The following is a 14,794-nucleotide window of genomic DNA, read 5'->3' on the forward strand; positions in this document are numbered from 1 at the left end:
CTAGGCGAGCAGCTCCTCGACCAGCTCCCGGCACTTCACGTAGGCCGCATCGTCGGGGTTGATGAGCGCGAAGTGGTCCCCGGGTACCGTCACCAGCTGCGCGGGCACCTTTCCGCCGCGGCTTGCCTCAACGTACGTTGCGGACATGCCGAACGGTACGTCCTCGTCCTCGGTCGTGTGCACGGCGTAGACGGGGACGTCCAGCGGCAGCGCAGCCGTCGGATCCGCGTACCGGTGCCGTCCCGGAACGTCCGACGACGGCCCGCCCAGTAAGTTGGCCACGGCACCGTTGCTGAGGTTGAGCCTTTCAGCTTCCGCCAGATTAAGGACACCGGACTGGCTCACCACTCCGGTGAGGCGGACGCCGTCGGCTGTGGCCACGACTTCGCGCTGTTCGGCCTCCAGCCCCAGCCGGCCCAGCCGGTCCCGTCCTGCCGCCCACACCGCCAGGTGGCCCCCGGCGGAGTGCCCCAGGGCGACAACCTTTCGCAGGTCCAGCGCATGCCGGCCGGCAAGGTCGCGGAGTTTGTCGATCCCCGCCAGCACGTCCTGGAAGGTGTGCGGCCAGCCCCCGCCGTTTCCGGCCCTCCGGTACTCCAGGTTCCAGGCCGCCATGCCGTGGCTGGCAAGGTCCAGGGCAATCGGCTCCCCCAGTTCCGCACCGTACGTCGAGCGCCAGTATCCGCCGTGGATCACCACCACCACACCCTGGTGCCTCCCGCCCCCGGGCACCTCCGGCAGGAAAAGCTCGCCCCACTGGCTGGGGTCGTCACCGTAGCCATACCTGTGCCGCTGGACCATGTGCCGAGCGTACCGTGCAGGACCCGGCCCGCCGTTGCCGTCAGGGCCCGGCACTGCCATTCTGGGTGGATCCGCACCTCCAGCACGGACGAAAAGGATCAGAACAATGCCGCTCTATCTATCGAAGTTCAGCTACACACCGGAGACCTGGAGCCGGCTGATCAACAACCCCGAGGACCGGCGAACGGCCGCGCAGGCATACATCGAATCTGTTGGAGGGAAACTGCACGGATTCTGGTACGCCTTCGGCAGCCACGACGGCTACAACCTCTGGGAAGCCCCGGACAACGTCTCCATGGCCGCCGTAGCCCTCGCCATCAGCGGCGGCGGAGCGCTCAGCTCACTCGAAACCACGGTGCTGATGAGCGTGGAGGAAACAATGGAAGCCCTGCAGAAAGCGGCAGACATCAAATACCAGCCGCCGGGCAGCTGACATGCCCGGCCCGACGTCGGCTGGAACGGGCTGGAAGCCGGTGGCTCCTGCAAGCCTGTCCCGCCTTTCCAACCTCGTGGCCAGCGCGGCCGGCAGCCCGGTGCGGGCGTCCTATTCCCCGATGGACGGGAGCCTTGTGGGTGAGGTTCCTGCCTGTACCCCGTCCGACGTCAAAAATGCTGTTGCCCGCGTCCGCGCGGGCCAGCGGACCTGGGCCGCTGTTTCCATCAGGGAGCGCCGCGCCGTCGTCGCGCGTTTCCACAGGCTGCTGCTCCGGCAGGAGGCGCAGATCCTGGACCTGGTCCAGGCTGAAAGCGGCAAGTCCCGGCTGAACGCGTTCGAGGAACTCGCGGACGCCGCCCTCACCGCCGCCTACTACGTACGGACGGCCGAGCGTCACCTGCGCCCCGCCCGACGCAGGGGCGCGGCGCCCGGCCTGACACGGACCGTAGAATACCGGGTCCCCAAGGGCGTGGTGGGCATCATCAGCCCGTGGAACTATCCCCTGACGCTCGCCGTCTCGGACGCCATTCCCGCCCTGTTGGCCGGCAACGGCGTTGTCCTCAAACCCGATTCGCAGACCCCGTTTTCCGCACTCCTAGCCTTGGAGCTGCTGCGGGAGGCGGGGTTGCCGGAGGACGTGTTCCAGATCGTCACCGGAGACGGAACGTCATTGGGGCCGGCGATCATTGGCGGGGTGGACTTCCTGATGTTCACCGGGTCCTCGGAAACCGGCAGGATCGTGGGCAAGCAGTGCGCGGACCGGCTCATCGGTTTTTCCGCAGAGCTTGGCGGCAAGAACGCCCTGCTGGTCCTCGACGATGCGGATATCGGCAGGGCCGCCCGGGGCGCCGCGCAGGCCTGTTTTTCCAACTCCGGGCAGCTCTGCATCAGCATCGAGCGGATCTACGTGCATCGCGCGGTTTATGGGCAGTTCCTCGCCACCTTCACCGGGCAGGTTGAGGCATTGCGACTTGGTGCGGGGCCTGGCTGGGACATCGACATGGGGCCACTCACTGGCCGGAAACAACTGGAGAGGGTGAACGGCCATGTCCAGGAGGCCCTGGCCAAAGGCGCCCGGCTCATCACCGGCGGCCGGGGCAGGCCAGATCTGGGGCCGCTGTTTTACGAGCCCACCATCCTCGCAGACGTGACCGGCGACATGCTGGTGGCGCGGGAGGAAACGTTCGGACCCGTGGTGGCCGTGTACCGGGTGGAGGACGACGACGAGGCGGTGGCCCTCGCCAATGACTCCCCCTACGGACTGAACGCGAGTGTTTGGTCTGCCCGTCGCGGAGTTGGCGTGGGACGGCGCCTGCTGGCAGGAACAGTCAACGTCAATGACGGGTACTCGGCCGCATGGGCGTCCCATGATGCATCCATGGGCGGGATGAAGGATTCCGGGGCGGGGCGGCGGCACGGCCGGGCAGGCATCCTGAAATACACCGAAGCCCAGACCGTCGCCGTGCAACGGCTGCTCCCCGTTGGCACGCCGCCCGGAATGACCAACGAGCGGTACGCCCGGCTCGTCAGGGGCGCCATCAAACTGATGGGTAGGTTCCCCTGACCGTTCCGTTCCCGTCACCGGAAGTCGACACTCTTGTCTTTGGCTACCTCCAGCAGCGTCGTCTGGAAGGCGATCTCGGCCGCCGCCCTGACCCTGTCATGCCGGTGTGCCAGGAGCACCCGGCGGGAGGGGGCACTCGAGCCCAGCGAGACGATGCTGACACCTGGGTGCTTGTTCACTACAGCCGTCCGTGGGGCAAGGGCGATACCCAGGCCCACGCTGACCATGGCCTGGGCCTCCTGGTAGTCATTGGCATGGAAGGAAATCCGCGGTGAAAATCCTGCAGCCTGGGCGCTGCGGTGGAGCACCTCGACCACCGGGTGCTCCTCTTCCCGGACAATCCACTCCTCATTCGCCAGGTCCGCCATGTCCACCTGCTTGCGGCGGGCGAGCCTGTGGTCCTTGCCCACGATGAGGGCTGTGGCATCTTCGAAGACGGTTGTCAGGGCGAAGTTTTCCGGGCTCAGGCGGTTCCATTCGTAGTCCCAGAGCAGGGACATCCCCACTTGCCCGTTTTCCAGCATCTCAATGAGGTCATCAAAGCGGCTGCTGCGCACGTGCAGGGTGATCGCCGGGTACTGCGCCTTGAACCTGCTGATGACCAACGGCAGGAACGAACCACCCAGGGTGGGAAACGTCCCCATGGTGAGGCTGCCCCGGTTCAGCCCCGCGATCTCGGCAAGGTCCGCTTCCGCCGCTGCCATCTGGCGGAGGATTCTTCGTGTGTGGGCCGTCAGGACGTGGCCTGCGTCCGTGGGCACCATTCCCCTGGCCTGCCGCTGCAGGAGGGGCTGCCCCACCTCGGCCTCGAGGCGCCGGAGCTGCTGCGAAACGCCGGAGGGGGAATAGACGTGCTTCTCTGCCGCGGCAGTGATCGAACCGAGCTCCACAACATCCAGCAACAGTTCCAGTCTCCGAACGTTCAGCATGGCGGCCTTCCTTGAAGTTTTCGTTATACCCCCCTAACAATTTTAGCCACTTACTTCATCCAGCGCGGCGCGGCGCGGGGTGCCGTCGCGGTCCCCGCCCCAAAAGACCCAGTCCACGTTACTGACGCGTAGTTTCAGGGTGCTTCGAATGAAGTAAAAGTGCAGGGATATGCAGTTTTTAGCGTTTGTAATTCATCTGCGATGGGCATCACACTGGGTTAGCCGACAGGGCAGATCGCCCGTATTCCGGCGCCGGGAAAGGTGTGAAAGCAATCATGGTAAAGATCCCTGCCGCTTGGATGCGTGGCGGAACCAGCAAGTGCTGGGTCTTCGAATGGGACAGCCTGCAGGTCCCGGGGAAGACCGTGGATGAGGTCCTCCTGCGGCTCTACGGGAGCCCGGACAACCGCCAGATCGATGGTGTTGGCGGCGGTACATCGACCACCAGCAAGGCCGTCATCCTGTCCCGCTCGCTCTCCGATGAAGCGGATGTGGATTACACCTTCGCCCAGGTGGGCATCGAGGAACAGCGCGTCGACTGGGGCAGCAACTGCGGCAACTGCTCGGCCGTCGTCGCCCCGTATGCCATCGAACGCGGCTGGGTGGAAGCGGGTCCTGAGACCACGCTGGTCCGCACCCTGAACACCAACACCAACCAACTCATCCTGCAAAAGGTCGATACACCCGGCGGCGAACTGGGTTACTCCGGCGACCAGGTCATCCCCGGTGTACCGTTCCCGGGCATGCCGGTGGGAATGGGCTTCTTCGACCCCGCCGGACGGACAACGGGAAAGCTCTTCCCCTCCGGGGAGCCAATGGACAAGGTCACCTTTGACGGCAGGCAGGTGCCGGCAACGCTTATCGACGCCGGCGCTCCCGTTGTCATCGTGGAAGCCGAATCCGTGGGCCTGACCGGCCACGAAACGGCAGCAGAGATCGACTCGCGGACCGAACTGCTGGTGCATCTCGATGACATGCGCCGAGACGCTGCGGTGCAGATGGGACTGGCCGGAAGCCGGGCGGAAGCCGAACGCGCCATTCCCAAACTGGCCCTCGTGGCCAGGGCCGGGCAGTCCGACGAAGCGGACCTGGTGGTCCGCATGCTGTCCATGGGCCGCCTCCACCCGGCCCTTGCCATCACGGGCAGCGTTGCTCTGACCATGGCGGCCCAGCACACCGGAACCGTGGCGGCGAACCTCATTTCCAGTGACGTTTCAGAGGGCGTCACCCTGCGGACCCCTGCCGGCCTGGTCCAGACCTGGTCTGAAGCCAGGGACGGGGTCCCCGTTGTCGGTGCGCTGCGCAGTGCCCGGCGGCTTGCCGACGCGGAACTCCTGCTGCCGGACACCTGGTAAAGCGCCCCATTACAAGCACGCCCCCTCCGGCTGCCCCCACAGCTGACACGGCACATGATTAAGGACCCCTCAATGACGAGTCAAAAGTCTTCCCTGGAACCCCCCGAAGGCCTCCAGGAAACAGCGGCCCCGGAACAGCCCGAACCGGCCAAGCACAGCCGCCGCATGGTGCTGGGAGCAGTAGCCTCCTTCGCCGTTCTTGGCCTGGCAACAACCGTGCTGGGCGAAGGGCTCCTGAACCCGCCCTCCAGCACCGAAGACGGGAACTACAGCGGCGAAACCGTTGAATTCCTGATTCCCCTGGCCTCCGGCGGCGGCACCGACACCTGGGCCCGCTTCATCGGTACGGAACTGACCAACTACATCCCGGGCCGCCCCGGTTTCGCGCCCGTCAACGAACCCGGCGGCGAGGGCATCTCGGGCACCAACAAGTTCGCCCGCTCGGCAAAGACCGACGGCACCGAGATCCTGGTGGGCACCGCGTCCACCGTGGTTCCGTGGGTCCTGGGCCGCTCGGCCGTGAAGTACTCGTTCGAGGACCTGAAACCCGTGGTGGTCAACGGCACCGGCGGCGTCATCTACGCCCGGACGGAAGCCGGCGTCAACGGCATCGGCGACCTCATCAACAGGGACAAGCCCCTCGAATTCGGAGGCATCAGCGCCACCGGGCTGGACATCACCACCCTCGTCGCCTTCGATCTGCTCGAAGCGGACGTGACCTCCACCTTCGGCTTCGAAGGCCGCGGCCCGGTCAACCTGGCACTGCAGCGGGGAGAGATCGACCTGGATTACCAGACCACCTCCGCCTACGGCTCCGCCGTGGAGGGCATCGCCAAGGAGGGCAAAGCCACCGTGCTGATGTCCTTCGGGCAGCTGGACGGCTCGGGCAACGTCGTCCGGGACCCCAACTTCCCGGATGTGCCCACGGTCGTGGAAGCGTACGAGCAGCTGCACGGCAAGAAGCCCTCAGGGGAAAAGTTCGAGGCGTACAAGACCCTGCTCGGCCTGACGTACACCTATCAAAAGGGCCTTTGGGTCCCCAAGGACACGCCCGAGAAGGCCATCACGCTGCTGCGTGAATCAAACGAAAAGCTCGGCGCCGACCAGGGCTTCCAGGCAAAGGCAGCGAAAGTCCTGGGCGGCTACCCCCTGGTAGCGGACGCGGACATGGCCAACCGCGTCAGGGACGCCTACACCGTCAGCAGCTCCGTCAGGTCCTACGTCAAGGACTTGCTCGAGAGCACCTACAACATCCACGTTGAATAAGGACCATCATGCTTGACTCCGCTATGGCAGCGCTGGCATCACTCGCTGACCCGTCCCTGCTCATCATGCTCCTGATCGGCACAGTCGCCGGCCTCATCATGGGCCTCATCCCCGGCCTCGGCGGCACCGGCGCCGTCGCCATCCTCCTGCCCATCACCTTCGGCATGGAACCGCCACAGGCCCTGGCACTCCTCATCGGCGCACTCGCCGTGGTCCACACGTCAGACACGGTCTCGGCCGTGCTGCTTGGTGCCCCCGGCTCCGCCTCAGCCAGCGTGACAATGCTCGACGGCTACTCCATGGCCAAAAAAGGGCAGGCCGCCAGGGCACTGACGCTTGCGTTCCTGTCCTCCATGGCAGGCGGCATCATCGGCGCCGTCGGCCTCACGCTCGCCATACCCCTCGCCCGGCCCCTCGTGCTGTCCTTCGCAAGCCCGGAACTGTTCATGCTGACAGTCCTCGGCGTAGCCCTCGCCGCCGTGCTCTCCCGCGGCAACATCATCAAGGGCATCTCCGCAGGCCTCCTCGGCCTGGTCCTCGGCATGGTGGGCACCTCACCCACAACGGCCGAGGAACGCTTCACCTTCGGCAGCCTGTTCCTCGGCGACGGACTGTCACTGGTAGCCGTGGCCCTGGGCATCTTCGGCCTGGCCGAAATCGCCTCACGGGCGAGCCAGCGCCGCGGCCAGACGGAGAACATCACCGTTGGCGGAGGCTGGGGCAAGGGCATCCGGGAATGGCTGTCCCACTGGACACAGGTCATTCGAGGCGCCCTCATCGGCATCTGGGCAGGCGTGCTGCCCGGCGTCGGCGCCACCGCCGGAACATGGCTGGCCTACGGCCAGGCCGTTGCAACCGCCAAGGACAAGCGCCAGTTCGGCAAGGGCGACCCCCGCGGCATCGTCGGCCCCGAAAGCGCCAACAACTCCGTCGAAGCCGGCGACCTCATCCCCACCCTTCTGTTCGGCATCCCCGGCGGCGTCCCCTCGGCAATGCTCCTGGGCATGCTGCTCACGTACGGAATCCAGCCGGGCCCGTCCATCATCACCGAACACCTGGACCTGATGTACCTCATCGTGTGGTCCTTCGCGATTGCTTCCATCCTCGGGGCCCTGTTCTGCTTCCTCAGCGTCAAGCAGCTCGCCAAGCTCACCAAGGTCCCCTTCGCCGTCCTGGCTGCAGGCCTCGTGGCCGTTATGCTGCTCGGCTCCTTCCAGGAGGGCGGCCAGCTCGGCGACCTCTGGGTGATGATCATCCTCGGCGTTTTCGGCTGGCTACTGAAGTCCACCGGATTCCCCAGGGCGCCGTTCCTCATCGGGTTCGTCCTGGCAATCCCGCTGGAACGCTACTACTTCCTCACCGACAGCCTCTACAACGGACTGGACTGGATGGCCCGCCCCGGCGTGCTGGTCTTCCTCGCCATCCTCATCCTGCCCATCCTCTGGGCCTTCATCAAGTTCATCCGCGCCCGCAGGAACACCAACCTCGACGACGGACACCGGGACGAGCGCCCGGAAGATGACGAAAGCCCGCTGAAGGACTCCACCTGGTCCCTCGCCGCCGCAGGCATCTTCGCCGCCGCCTTCGCAGCAGCACAGATTTCCTCGGCGTCGTTCTCGCCCGAGGCCCGGCTGGTGCCCCAACTGGTCAGCATCGGAGGCCTGGTCTTCTCCGGCATCCTGCTCTTCATTGAGATCCGGACAAGGCTTCGCGGCAGGACCCCTAAGGCAGGTCAGACCATCGCCGAGGAGGCAGAGGGGATCCTTGCCACACAGCCCGCGAAGGCAGGCTGGACCCTTGACGCGAAGTTCGCGTTCAAGACCTTCCTATGGATGACAGGGTTCCTGGCCCTCACGGCCGCCTTCGGATACCTGATCGCAGTCACGATCTTCATCCCGGCCTTCCTCCTGATAGTCGCAAGGGCCCGGCTCAAGACGGCGGTGGTCTACACAGCGGTGCTGTACGTGGTGCTCCTCGCACTCCCGTCGCTCCTTCCCATCGACCTGCCCCAGGGCTGGCTCAACACACTCGTCTAGGAACCAGCATGTCCACCACCGAAAACGACGGAAGAGAAAAACCATGACGGTTCTCGTTGCCTACGCCCCCGCACCTGAGGGCCGCGAAGCCCTCACCCAGGGCATCGCCGAAGCAGTGCTCAGGAAAGCAGACCTCCTTGTGGTCAACGTTGGCCGCGGCCATCACGGCCTGGAGGCGAATGACCTGAAGGACATCGAAGACCGGCTGCAGGCAGCAGGGCAGGCACTGCATCTCGAATCCTCGGTCCTCGCAGACCCCGGTGACGCGGTCATCCAGATCGCCCAGGACCGGAACGTGGACATGATCGTCATCGGCCTGCGGCACCGCTCCATGGTGGGGAAACTCATCCTGGGAAGCACCGTCCAGCGCATCCTGTTGGACGCCACCTGCCCCGTACTCGCCGTCCGCGCAGACCGGCTCAACTGACCATCCTGCTCAACCAACCACACGGCGGGACCGCCTCCATCCGGTCCCCCACTGGCTGCCGGCAACGCACGGCAGGCATGTCCCACCCCGCATTCCATCGCAACAGGAACCCCGAAGGACGGGCGCGGGGCGGGACAGCACCAGAAGGAGGCAGGGGGGCCAACCAGTCACCCTGCCTCCTTCGCACGCCCCCAGCAGTTGCAGCGGGGGCCCGATCCACGAGGAGACCACATGATTAGCACCGAGCAACAGACCGCCGCCCCGGAGGGCGATTCCCGGGAGCACAGTCCCGGGCCCCGGCCCCGCCGCCGTATCCTACTGATTGCGGCTGCCGGTTTCGCGCTTCTGAGTCTGGTGGCCATCGTGCTGGGAGGGAACCTTTTCACCCCGGCGGCCACCACGGATTCGGAGCCGACCATGACCGCGACCCAGATCGTCCCGCTCGTCGTCCTCGTGGTGATGTTCATCGTGGCCACCAAATGGCCGCTGAACATCGGTGTGATGGGCCTGGTGGCATCCTTCGGCATCGGCTACTTCATGCTGGGGATGACCGACCGGGAAATCCTCGCGGAATTCCCTGCCAGCATCGTCCTGACCATCATCGGTGTCACCTACTTCTTCAGCATGGCCCAGCGGAACGGCACCATCGACATCATCGTCCAGACCTGCGTCCGCCTTGTCCGGGGCAAGACGCTGGTGCTTCCCTGGGTCTTCTTCCTGCTGGCCGCGGCGCTGACGGCGCTGGGCACCTTCTCCCCTGCCGCCGTCGCACTGCTGGCACCCGCGGCGATCGGATTCGCCTACGAGTCGCGCATCCATCCCGTCCTGATGGGCGCCTTCATCATCAACGGAGCGCACGCGGGCGGCTTCTCCCCGCTGTCCGTGGCGGGCGTGCTGGTCCATGACATCGCGCTGGACAACGGCTTCCCCATCTCCCAGGGTGCCCTCTTCACGGCCAGCTTCGCCCTCAACCTCATCCTGTCCGTCCTGACAATTGTCATCTTCGCCCTCTTGGGCCGCCTCCGGGACGGCGAAAAGGGCCAGCACGCCGACCTGGTTGTACCAAGCACCATCAGGCCGCACGGCCAGCAGATCCTCACCCTGGTGCTGATCGTTGCGATGCTTGTCTGCACGTTGGGCTTCCGCATGCCGATTGGATTTGTTGCCCTCTCCGCGGGCCTCCTGCTGGCGCTGATCAACATCAAGGAACACCAGACGTTCATCGGCGGCATTTCCTGGTCCACGGTCCTGCTGGTGGCCGGCATGATCACCTACGTCTCCCTGCTCCAGCACGTCGGAGTCATCGACACCCTCGCCGAGCAGGCCCTGGCACTGGGAGCACCGCTGCTCATCGCACTCGTCCTTTGCTACGTGATAGGCGTCGGCTCGGCCTTCGCCTCCTCGACGGCGCTGCTCACCGCCTTCATCCCCCTGGCCGGTCCGCTCCTGGCCACGAGCACCCTTAGCGCCTCCGGAACGGTGGCAGCACTCGCCATTGCCGCCACCGTCGTCGACGTTTCCCCCTTCTCCACCGACGGTGCCCTTGTAGTGGCCAACGCCCGCGAAAACGACAGGCAGCGCGTCTACAAGCAGCTGATGATCTATGCCGGAGCCGTGGTGCTGACCGCCCCGGCACTGGCATGGGTCCTGCTGGTGCCCACGGGCATCATGTAAGCATCGCCGAAGGCCCCGGAATGGACTTCCCCGTTTGGCCGGGACCGTTTCTGGGCACGGTGTTGTCATGGATGCTGCGGAAACTATTACTACCCAGGACTCGACGGTCGATGAATGGACGGAGGCCCTGGCCCAGTCCACCGGTTCCCCGGGCGGTGGCGCCGGGTCCGGGCTGATGCTTGCCGTGGCGGCGTCACTGACGTCCATGGTTGCCGGCTACACGGAACCGAAAGAGCACGAGGCCGCGGAAGTGGCGGAGATCCGGGAGCGGGCCCGGGCCCTCCGGCGGGAGGCCCTGCAGCTCGCCGATGAGGATGCGACGGCGTCCCAGGCCTTTGGTGCCGCCTTCCGCCTGGATCCGGGTCCCGACCGGGAGGAAGCCATCCACAGCGCGTCGCTCGACGCCGCCAAGTCATCGGCCGTGCTCGGCGAGCGCGCCATCGAAGCCGTCGATGACCTGGCCTGGCTGGCTGCCAACGGCAACCCTGCGCTCATTGCCGATGTCGTCGTCGCGTTCGGGGCCCTGCGTGCGGCGGTGGCCGGAGCGCGGACCAACGTCAGTTTCGACCTTGCGTCGCTGCGGTCCGCGGGCGCCACCCTTGAGCAGATCCGTGAACAGCACCAGGACCTGTGGTCCGCCGTGGAACGCCTCAGCACCGCGCTTGACCGGATCGACGGACTGACGGCCCGGATTGATCACCGCGCCGCCCCCACCGATAGCATCTGATGGAGCGGGCTCCCCATTCGGTCGCCCGGCGGGACGAACCACCGCAGTGACGGCGGACCGACATTGAGGACAGTATCTTGGATGGAGTCTTAAAGGGCTTCTTTGTGGTGGGCGCGGTCATGCTGGTCGGCTACATCCTGGGCAAAACCAATGCCCTGGGCCCGCACGGCACAAAGGTGCTCTCCACCCTGACGTTCCTGGTGGGGCTGCCCAGCCTGATGTTCTCCCTGATCGCCTCGCGGCACATCTCCGACGTCCTCAGCACAACAGGCCTGATCTCGGTGGCCACGGCGGCAGCCATGATGGCCGTGTTCGCCATCATCGGCGCCATCGCCAGATGGGGCGTCCGCAGGACAACCATCGGAGCACTGGCCACCGGCATCGTGAACTCCACCAACCTCGGCGTCCCGCTGTCGTCCTACGTGCTGGGCAGCGCCACCTACGTCACGCCCATCATGCTGTTCCAGCTCGCCGTCATCACCCCGATCGCCCTGACCATCCTGGACCTCAGCGATCCCGACGCGGAAAAGCCCTCCATCGGGCGCATCCTGGCCACGCCCTTCCGCAACCCCGTGACGGTGGCGGCCATCCTTGGAATCATTGTCAGCGCCGTCGGTATCCAGGTTCCCGAACTGATCCTGGATCCGCTGTCGCTGATCGCCCAGGTGACCGTCCCCCTCATGTTGATCATTTTCGGCATGTCGCTGCACGGCCTGTCGCCCCGCGGCACCAACGGCGACGGTGCGCCAACCACGGTGGCCGTGATCCTCAAATCAGCCGTCCAGCCCGTCCTGGCGTGGGTGCTGGCCGTGTTCGTGTTCCGCCTGGATGCGTTCAGCACGTTCGTGGTCACCGCGTGCGCGATCCTCCCCACCGGCCAGAACGTGGTCCTGTACGCCGTCCGTTACCGGGTGGGGCAGGGCCTCGCGCAGTCGACGGCGGTGATCACCTCGGTTCTAGCGGTGCCCCTGCTGCTTGGCGCGGCCTGGCTGTTGAACTGAACCGCCTGGCCCAGAGCCGCCCGGCTGCAGCGGGCAGCCACCGGCACAGGGCCCAGTAGCCCACCCCCAGCACGAGGGACCCGACGACGGCCAGGACCGGGTGGACGGGAAGCAGCAGCGGGTAGACCAGCCAGTGGGTGAGGTAGATGTACAGCGACGCCGCGGCCAGCCAGCCGATGATCCGGCGCAGGAACGCGGGCACCGGCAGCGCCGGCACCCACGCCAGCAGCAGGATTCCTGCGGCGACGGTGACATCCCTGACGCTGCTGCCAAAGAAGCCCGGCAGGGTCACCAGGGTGATGGCGGAGACAGTGATCCTGTGGAGGTGGGTGCGGGCCCGCGCGAGCGCCCAGCCGAGCGCGAAGATCCAGAAGACGGGCGGGGGTTTGGGCAGGCCGGGATCCACGATGTCGTACCGGCTCAGCAGCGCGATGGCCACCATGCCCAGTGCGAAGGCAAAAGGTGCCCGGCGCTCCAGCCGGTCAACCCAGGGCACGGCCATGAGCGCTGCCACGGCCAGCAGGATGTACACCAGCAGTTCGACGAACCAGAAATGCCACTGCGTGGTCACCGCCTCGGGCCCCACCATGGCGTTGAGCAGGAAAATGTTGGCCACCGTGTAGTGGTCCGTGAGGAGGTAGGCCACGGCAATGAAGGCCGTGGAAGGCACCACTATCCGGGCAACGCCGCGGAGCTGGCGGCGCAGCCGGGTAACCCGCTGGTCGGCCAGCTGGAACCGTGCAAAGTTGTAGCCGGCCACCGCGAAGAGCAGGTGGGCGGTCTGGAACATGATCAGCTCCACATGCGTGGCCACGATGCACACGATGGCGACGGCCCGGAGCACAATCGAGGTCTCCAGGAACGAGAAGGGGCTCCGCCGCCGGGGCTTCCGGCGGCGCCCCAGTTCCCGCACCGGCAAGAGGTGCCAGTCGGCGGGAAGCTGTCCCAGGACGCGTTCCAGCTGCACGGAGACTGCCACGTAGGACAGCGAGTCGCCGTCAAGGGAGACGAACGTGTCATCGTCCCCCACAACGGGACATTCCAGGGCTTCGGCGAAAATGGTCCGGACGTCGTCGGCGCGGCCGGCGGGGGCTGGACCTGCGGGAGTGGCCGTGCCTGTTGCCCCGTGATCCGTAACGGCGGCGCGGGTTGCACCGGCGGCACCCGCAGCAGCGGGCTCCGGAGATGCAAGGCCCAGGACCCCCGGGTAGTCCACCTTGCCGGTGGCCAGGCGCGGCAGGGCTTCCACAGTATGGATCACGACGGCGGCGCGGGGCAGCCCGAGCGTGCCGGCCAGGGTTTTGGCGAGGATTCCGCCGTCGTGCCCGCCTTCGACGGCGATTACCAGACGGTCGTCCGTGCCGGCGGCGGCCGCGGTGATCCCCATGTCGGCAAGGATCCGCTCCACCTGCCCGAGGTCCACGCGCAGGCCCACGATCTTCACGAACCGGCTGCGCCGCCCCACCACCTCATACAGGCCGTTGGGCTGCCGGCGGGCGAGGTCGCCGGTGCGCAGTTCGTGGACTTCCCGGCCCAGTGCCAGGTCTGCGGGATCCTCGGCGTACCCGAGCATGACGTTGGGGCCGCTGTAGACCAGTTCCCCGTCTGCCAGGTCCTCCACGGGGTCGATGCGGAAGGATCCGCCCGGCACGGGGACCCCGATGGTGTCGGCATGGTCGGCGGCAAGGTCCGGCGGAAGGTAGGCCATCCGGGCCGTTGCTTCCGTTGCCCCGTACATCACAAAGAGGTCCCAGCCGCGGCGCTGCCCGGTTTCCGCCCAGGAGCGCACCTTCTCCGGCGCCAGCCGCCCGCCGGCCTGGGTGACGTAGCGCAGGTGCGGCAGGTCCTCGTCCGCGAAGCCGACCCGGTCCAGGAGGTCGAAGGTGTAGGGAACGGCCGCGAAGGAGGTGGCCTGCCGATCCCGGAAGAGATCCCAGAAACAGGGGTCCACCACCGAGAGGTCCGTGAGCACCAGCCCTGCCCCGCGGATCAGGTGGCTGTTCACAACTGACAGGCCGTAGCAGTAATGCAGGGGCAGCGTGGTGGCGGCCCTGTCATCGGCCCCAATGCCCAGGTACTCGGCGATGGCCTCGGCGTTGGCCGTGAGGTTGGTGTGGGAGAGGCGCACCAGTTTCGGCGAGCCCGTCGAGCCCGAGGTGCTGAGCAGCAGCGCCAGTTCAGGATGCAGGTGATGCCGGGAGCCGTTGCGCCGCTCCTCGAGCACGGGCACCCCGTGGCCGTCGCCGGAGCGCAGCAGCACGTCCGGGTCATAGGCGTGCATGAGGGACGCGAGGGCCTCCGGTTTGTCGGCCGGGGCCAGCAACAGGACGTGGCCGGCGGACAGGGCTGCGAGGTAGGCCACCAGCGAGTCCAGGTCGTTCTGCGCTGCCAGCACCACCAGCCGGCGTGCCGTTCCCAGGCGGGCGGCGGCGTCGTCAACGCGGGAGGCAAGCTCCCGGTAGGACAGGACGCCGTCAGCGCTGAGCACTGCTGGACGGTCGCCGTGGCGGGCGAGGTCGGTGAAAGCGGCCCGGGCGAGGTCTGGCTGCGCGGTCATTGCGTCACCGGGGCGATATAT

General features: G+C 66.6%; 12 protein-coding genes. 9 read left to right on the forward strand and 3 right to left on the reverse strand.

The features are described 5' to 3' along the window. Complete coding sequence (locus DXK94_RS15510; RefSeq protein ID WP_115525675.1) at positions 1 to 801, reverse strand: alpha/beta hydrolase; 801 nt, start codon at positions 799 to 801, stop codon at positions 1 to 3. 106 nt (positions 802 to 907) lie between these two features. On the opposite strand from DXK94_RS15510, the gene DXK94_RS15515 reads away from it, so the two are divergent. Together DXK94_RS15515 and DXK94_RS15520 are read left to right on the forward strand one after the other, a co-directional pair. Further along, positions 908 to 1,234 (forward strand): GYD domain-containing protein, encoded by a 327-nt coding sequence (locus tag DXK94_RS15515; RefSeq protein WP_115525650.1) that lies wholly within the window; start codon positions 908 to 910, stop codon positions 1,232 to 1,234. A gap of 1 nt (position 1,235) precedes the next feature. Next, positions 1,236 to 2,801: a succinic semialdehyde dehydrogenase gene (locus DXK94_RS15520; RefSeq protein WP_115525651.1), complete on the forward strand. Its 1,566-nt coding sequence runs from the start codon at positions 1,236 to 1,238 to the stop codon at positions 2,799 to 2,801. Between the two features lie 14 nt (positions 2,802 to 2,815). Here DXK94_RS15520 and DXK94_RS15525 read toward each other — a convergent pair whose 3' ends face one another. Next, positions 2,816 to 3,730: a LysR family transcriptional regulator gene (locus tag DXK94_RS15525; RefSeq protein WP_079596979.1), complete on the reverse strand. Its 915-nt coding sequence runs from the start codon at positions 3,728 to 3,730 to the stop codon at positions 2,816 to 2,818. A gap of 275 nt (positions 3,731 to 4,005) precedes the next feature. On the opposite strand from DXK94_RS15525, the gene DXK94_RS15530 reads away from it, so the two are divergent. From DXK94_RS15530 to DXK94_RS15560, 7 genes are all read left to right on the forward strand, one after another. Continuing rightward, positions 4,006 to 5,085, forward strand: a complete 1,080-nt coding sequence (locus DXK94_RS15530) for a PrpF domain-containing protein (protein WP_115525652.1) — start codon at positions 4,006 to 4,008, stop codon at positions 5,083 to 5,085. Between the two features lie 72 nt (positions 5,086 to 5,157). After that, the gene (locus DXK94_RS15535) at positions 5,158 to 6,351 is read left to right on the forward strand and encodes a hypothetical protein (protein WP_115525653.1); all 1,194 of its coding nucleotides are present in this window, start codon (positions 5,158 to 5,160) and stop codon (positions 6,349 to 6,351) included. 8 nt (positions 6,352 to 6,359) lie between these two features. Next, entirely contained in the window at positions 6,360 to 8,387 is a 2,028-nt protein-coding gene (locus DXK94_RS15540) for a tripartite tricarboxylate transporter permease (protein ID WP_115525654.1), read from the forward strand. 43 nt (positions 8,388 to 8,430) lie between these two features. Further along, complete coding sequence (locus DXK94_RS15545) at positions 8,431 to 8,814, forward strand: universal stress protein (RefSeq protein WP_115525655.1); 384 nt, start codon at positions 8,431 to 8,433, stop codon at positions 8,812 to 8,814. 231 nt (positions 8,815 to 9,045) lie between these two features. Further along, positions 9,046 to 10,488, forward strand: a complete 1,443-nt coding sequence (locus DXK94_RS15550) for an SLC13 family permease (protein ID WP_309544329.1) — start codon at positions 9,046 to 9,048, stop codon at positions 10,486 to 10,488. 67 nt (positions 10,489 to 10,555) lie between these two features. Next, positions 10,556 to 11,215, forward strand: a complete 660-nt coding sequence (locus DXK94_RS15555) for a cyclodeaminase/cyclohydrolase family protein (RefSeq protein WP_115525677.1) — start codon at positions 10,556 to 10,558, stop codon at positions 11,213 to 11,215. 77 nt (positions 11,216 to 11,292) lie between these two features. Further along, positions 11,293 to 12,216 (forward strand): AEC family transporter, encoded by a 924-nt coding sequence (locus tag DXK94_RS15560; RefSeq protein ID WP_115525656.1) that lies wholly within the window; start codon positions 11,293 to 11,295, stop codon positions 12,214 to 12,216. Here DXK94_RS15560 and DXK94_RS15565 read toward each other — a convergent pair. Further along, a complete protein-coding gene (locus tag DXK94_RS15565; protein WP_115525657.1) occupies positions 12,161 to 14,773 on the reverse strand; it encodes an AMP-binding protein in 2,613 nt (870 codons plus the stop codon). The two genes, DXK94_RS15560 and DXK94_RS15565, sit on opposite strands and share 56 nt — an antisense overlap. Positions 14,774 to 14,794 lie beyond the last annotated feature (21 nt).

It is taken from the genome of Arthrobacter sp. RT-1 (assembly GCF_003367205.1).
Lineage (GTDB): Bacteria > Actinomycetota > Actinomycetes > Actinomycetales > Micrococcaceae > Arthrobacter.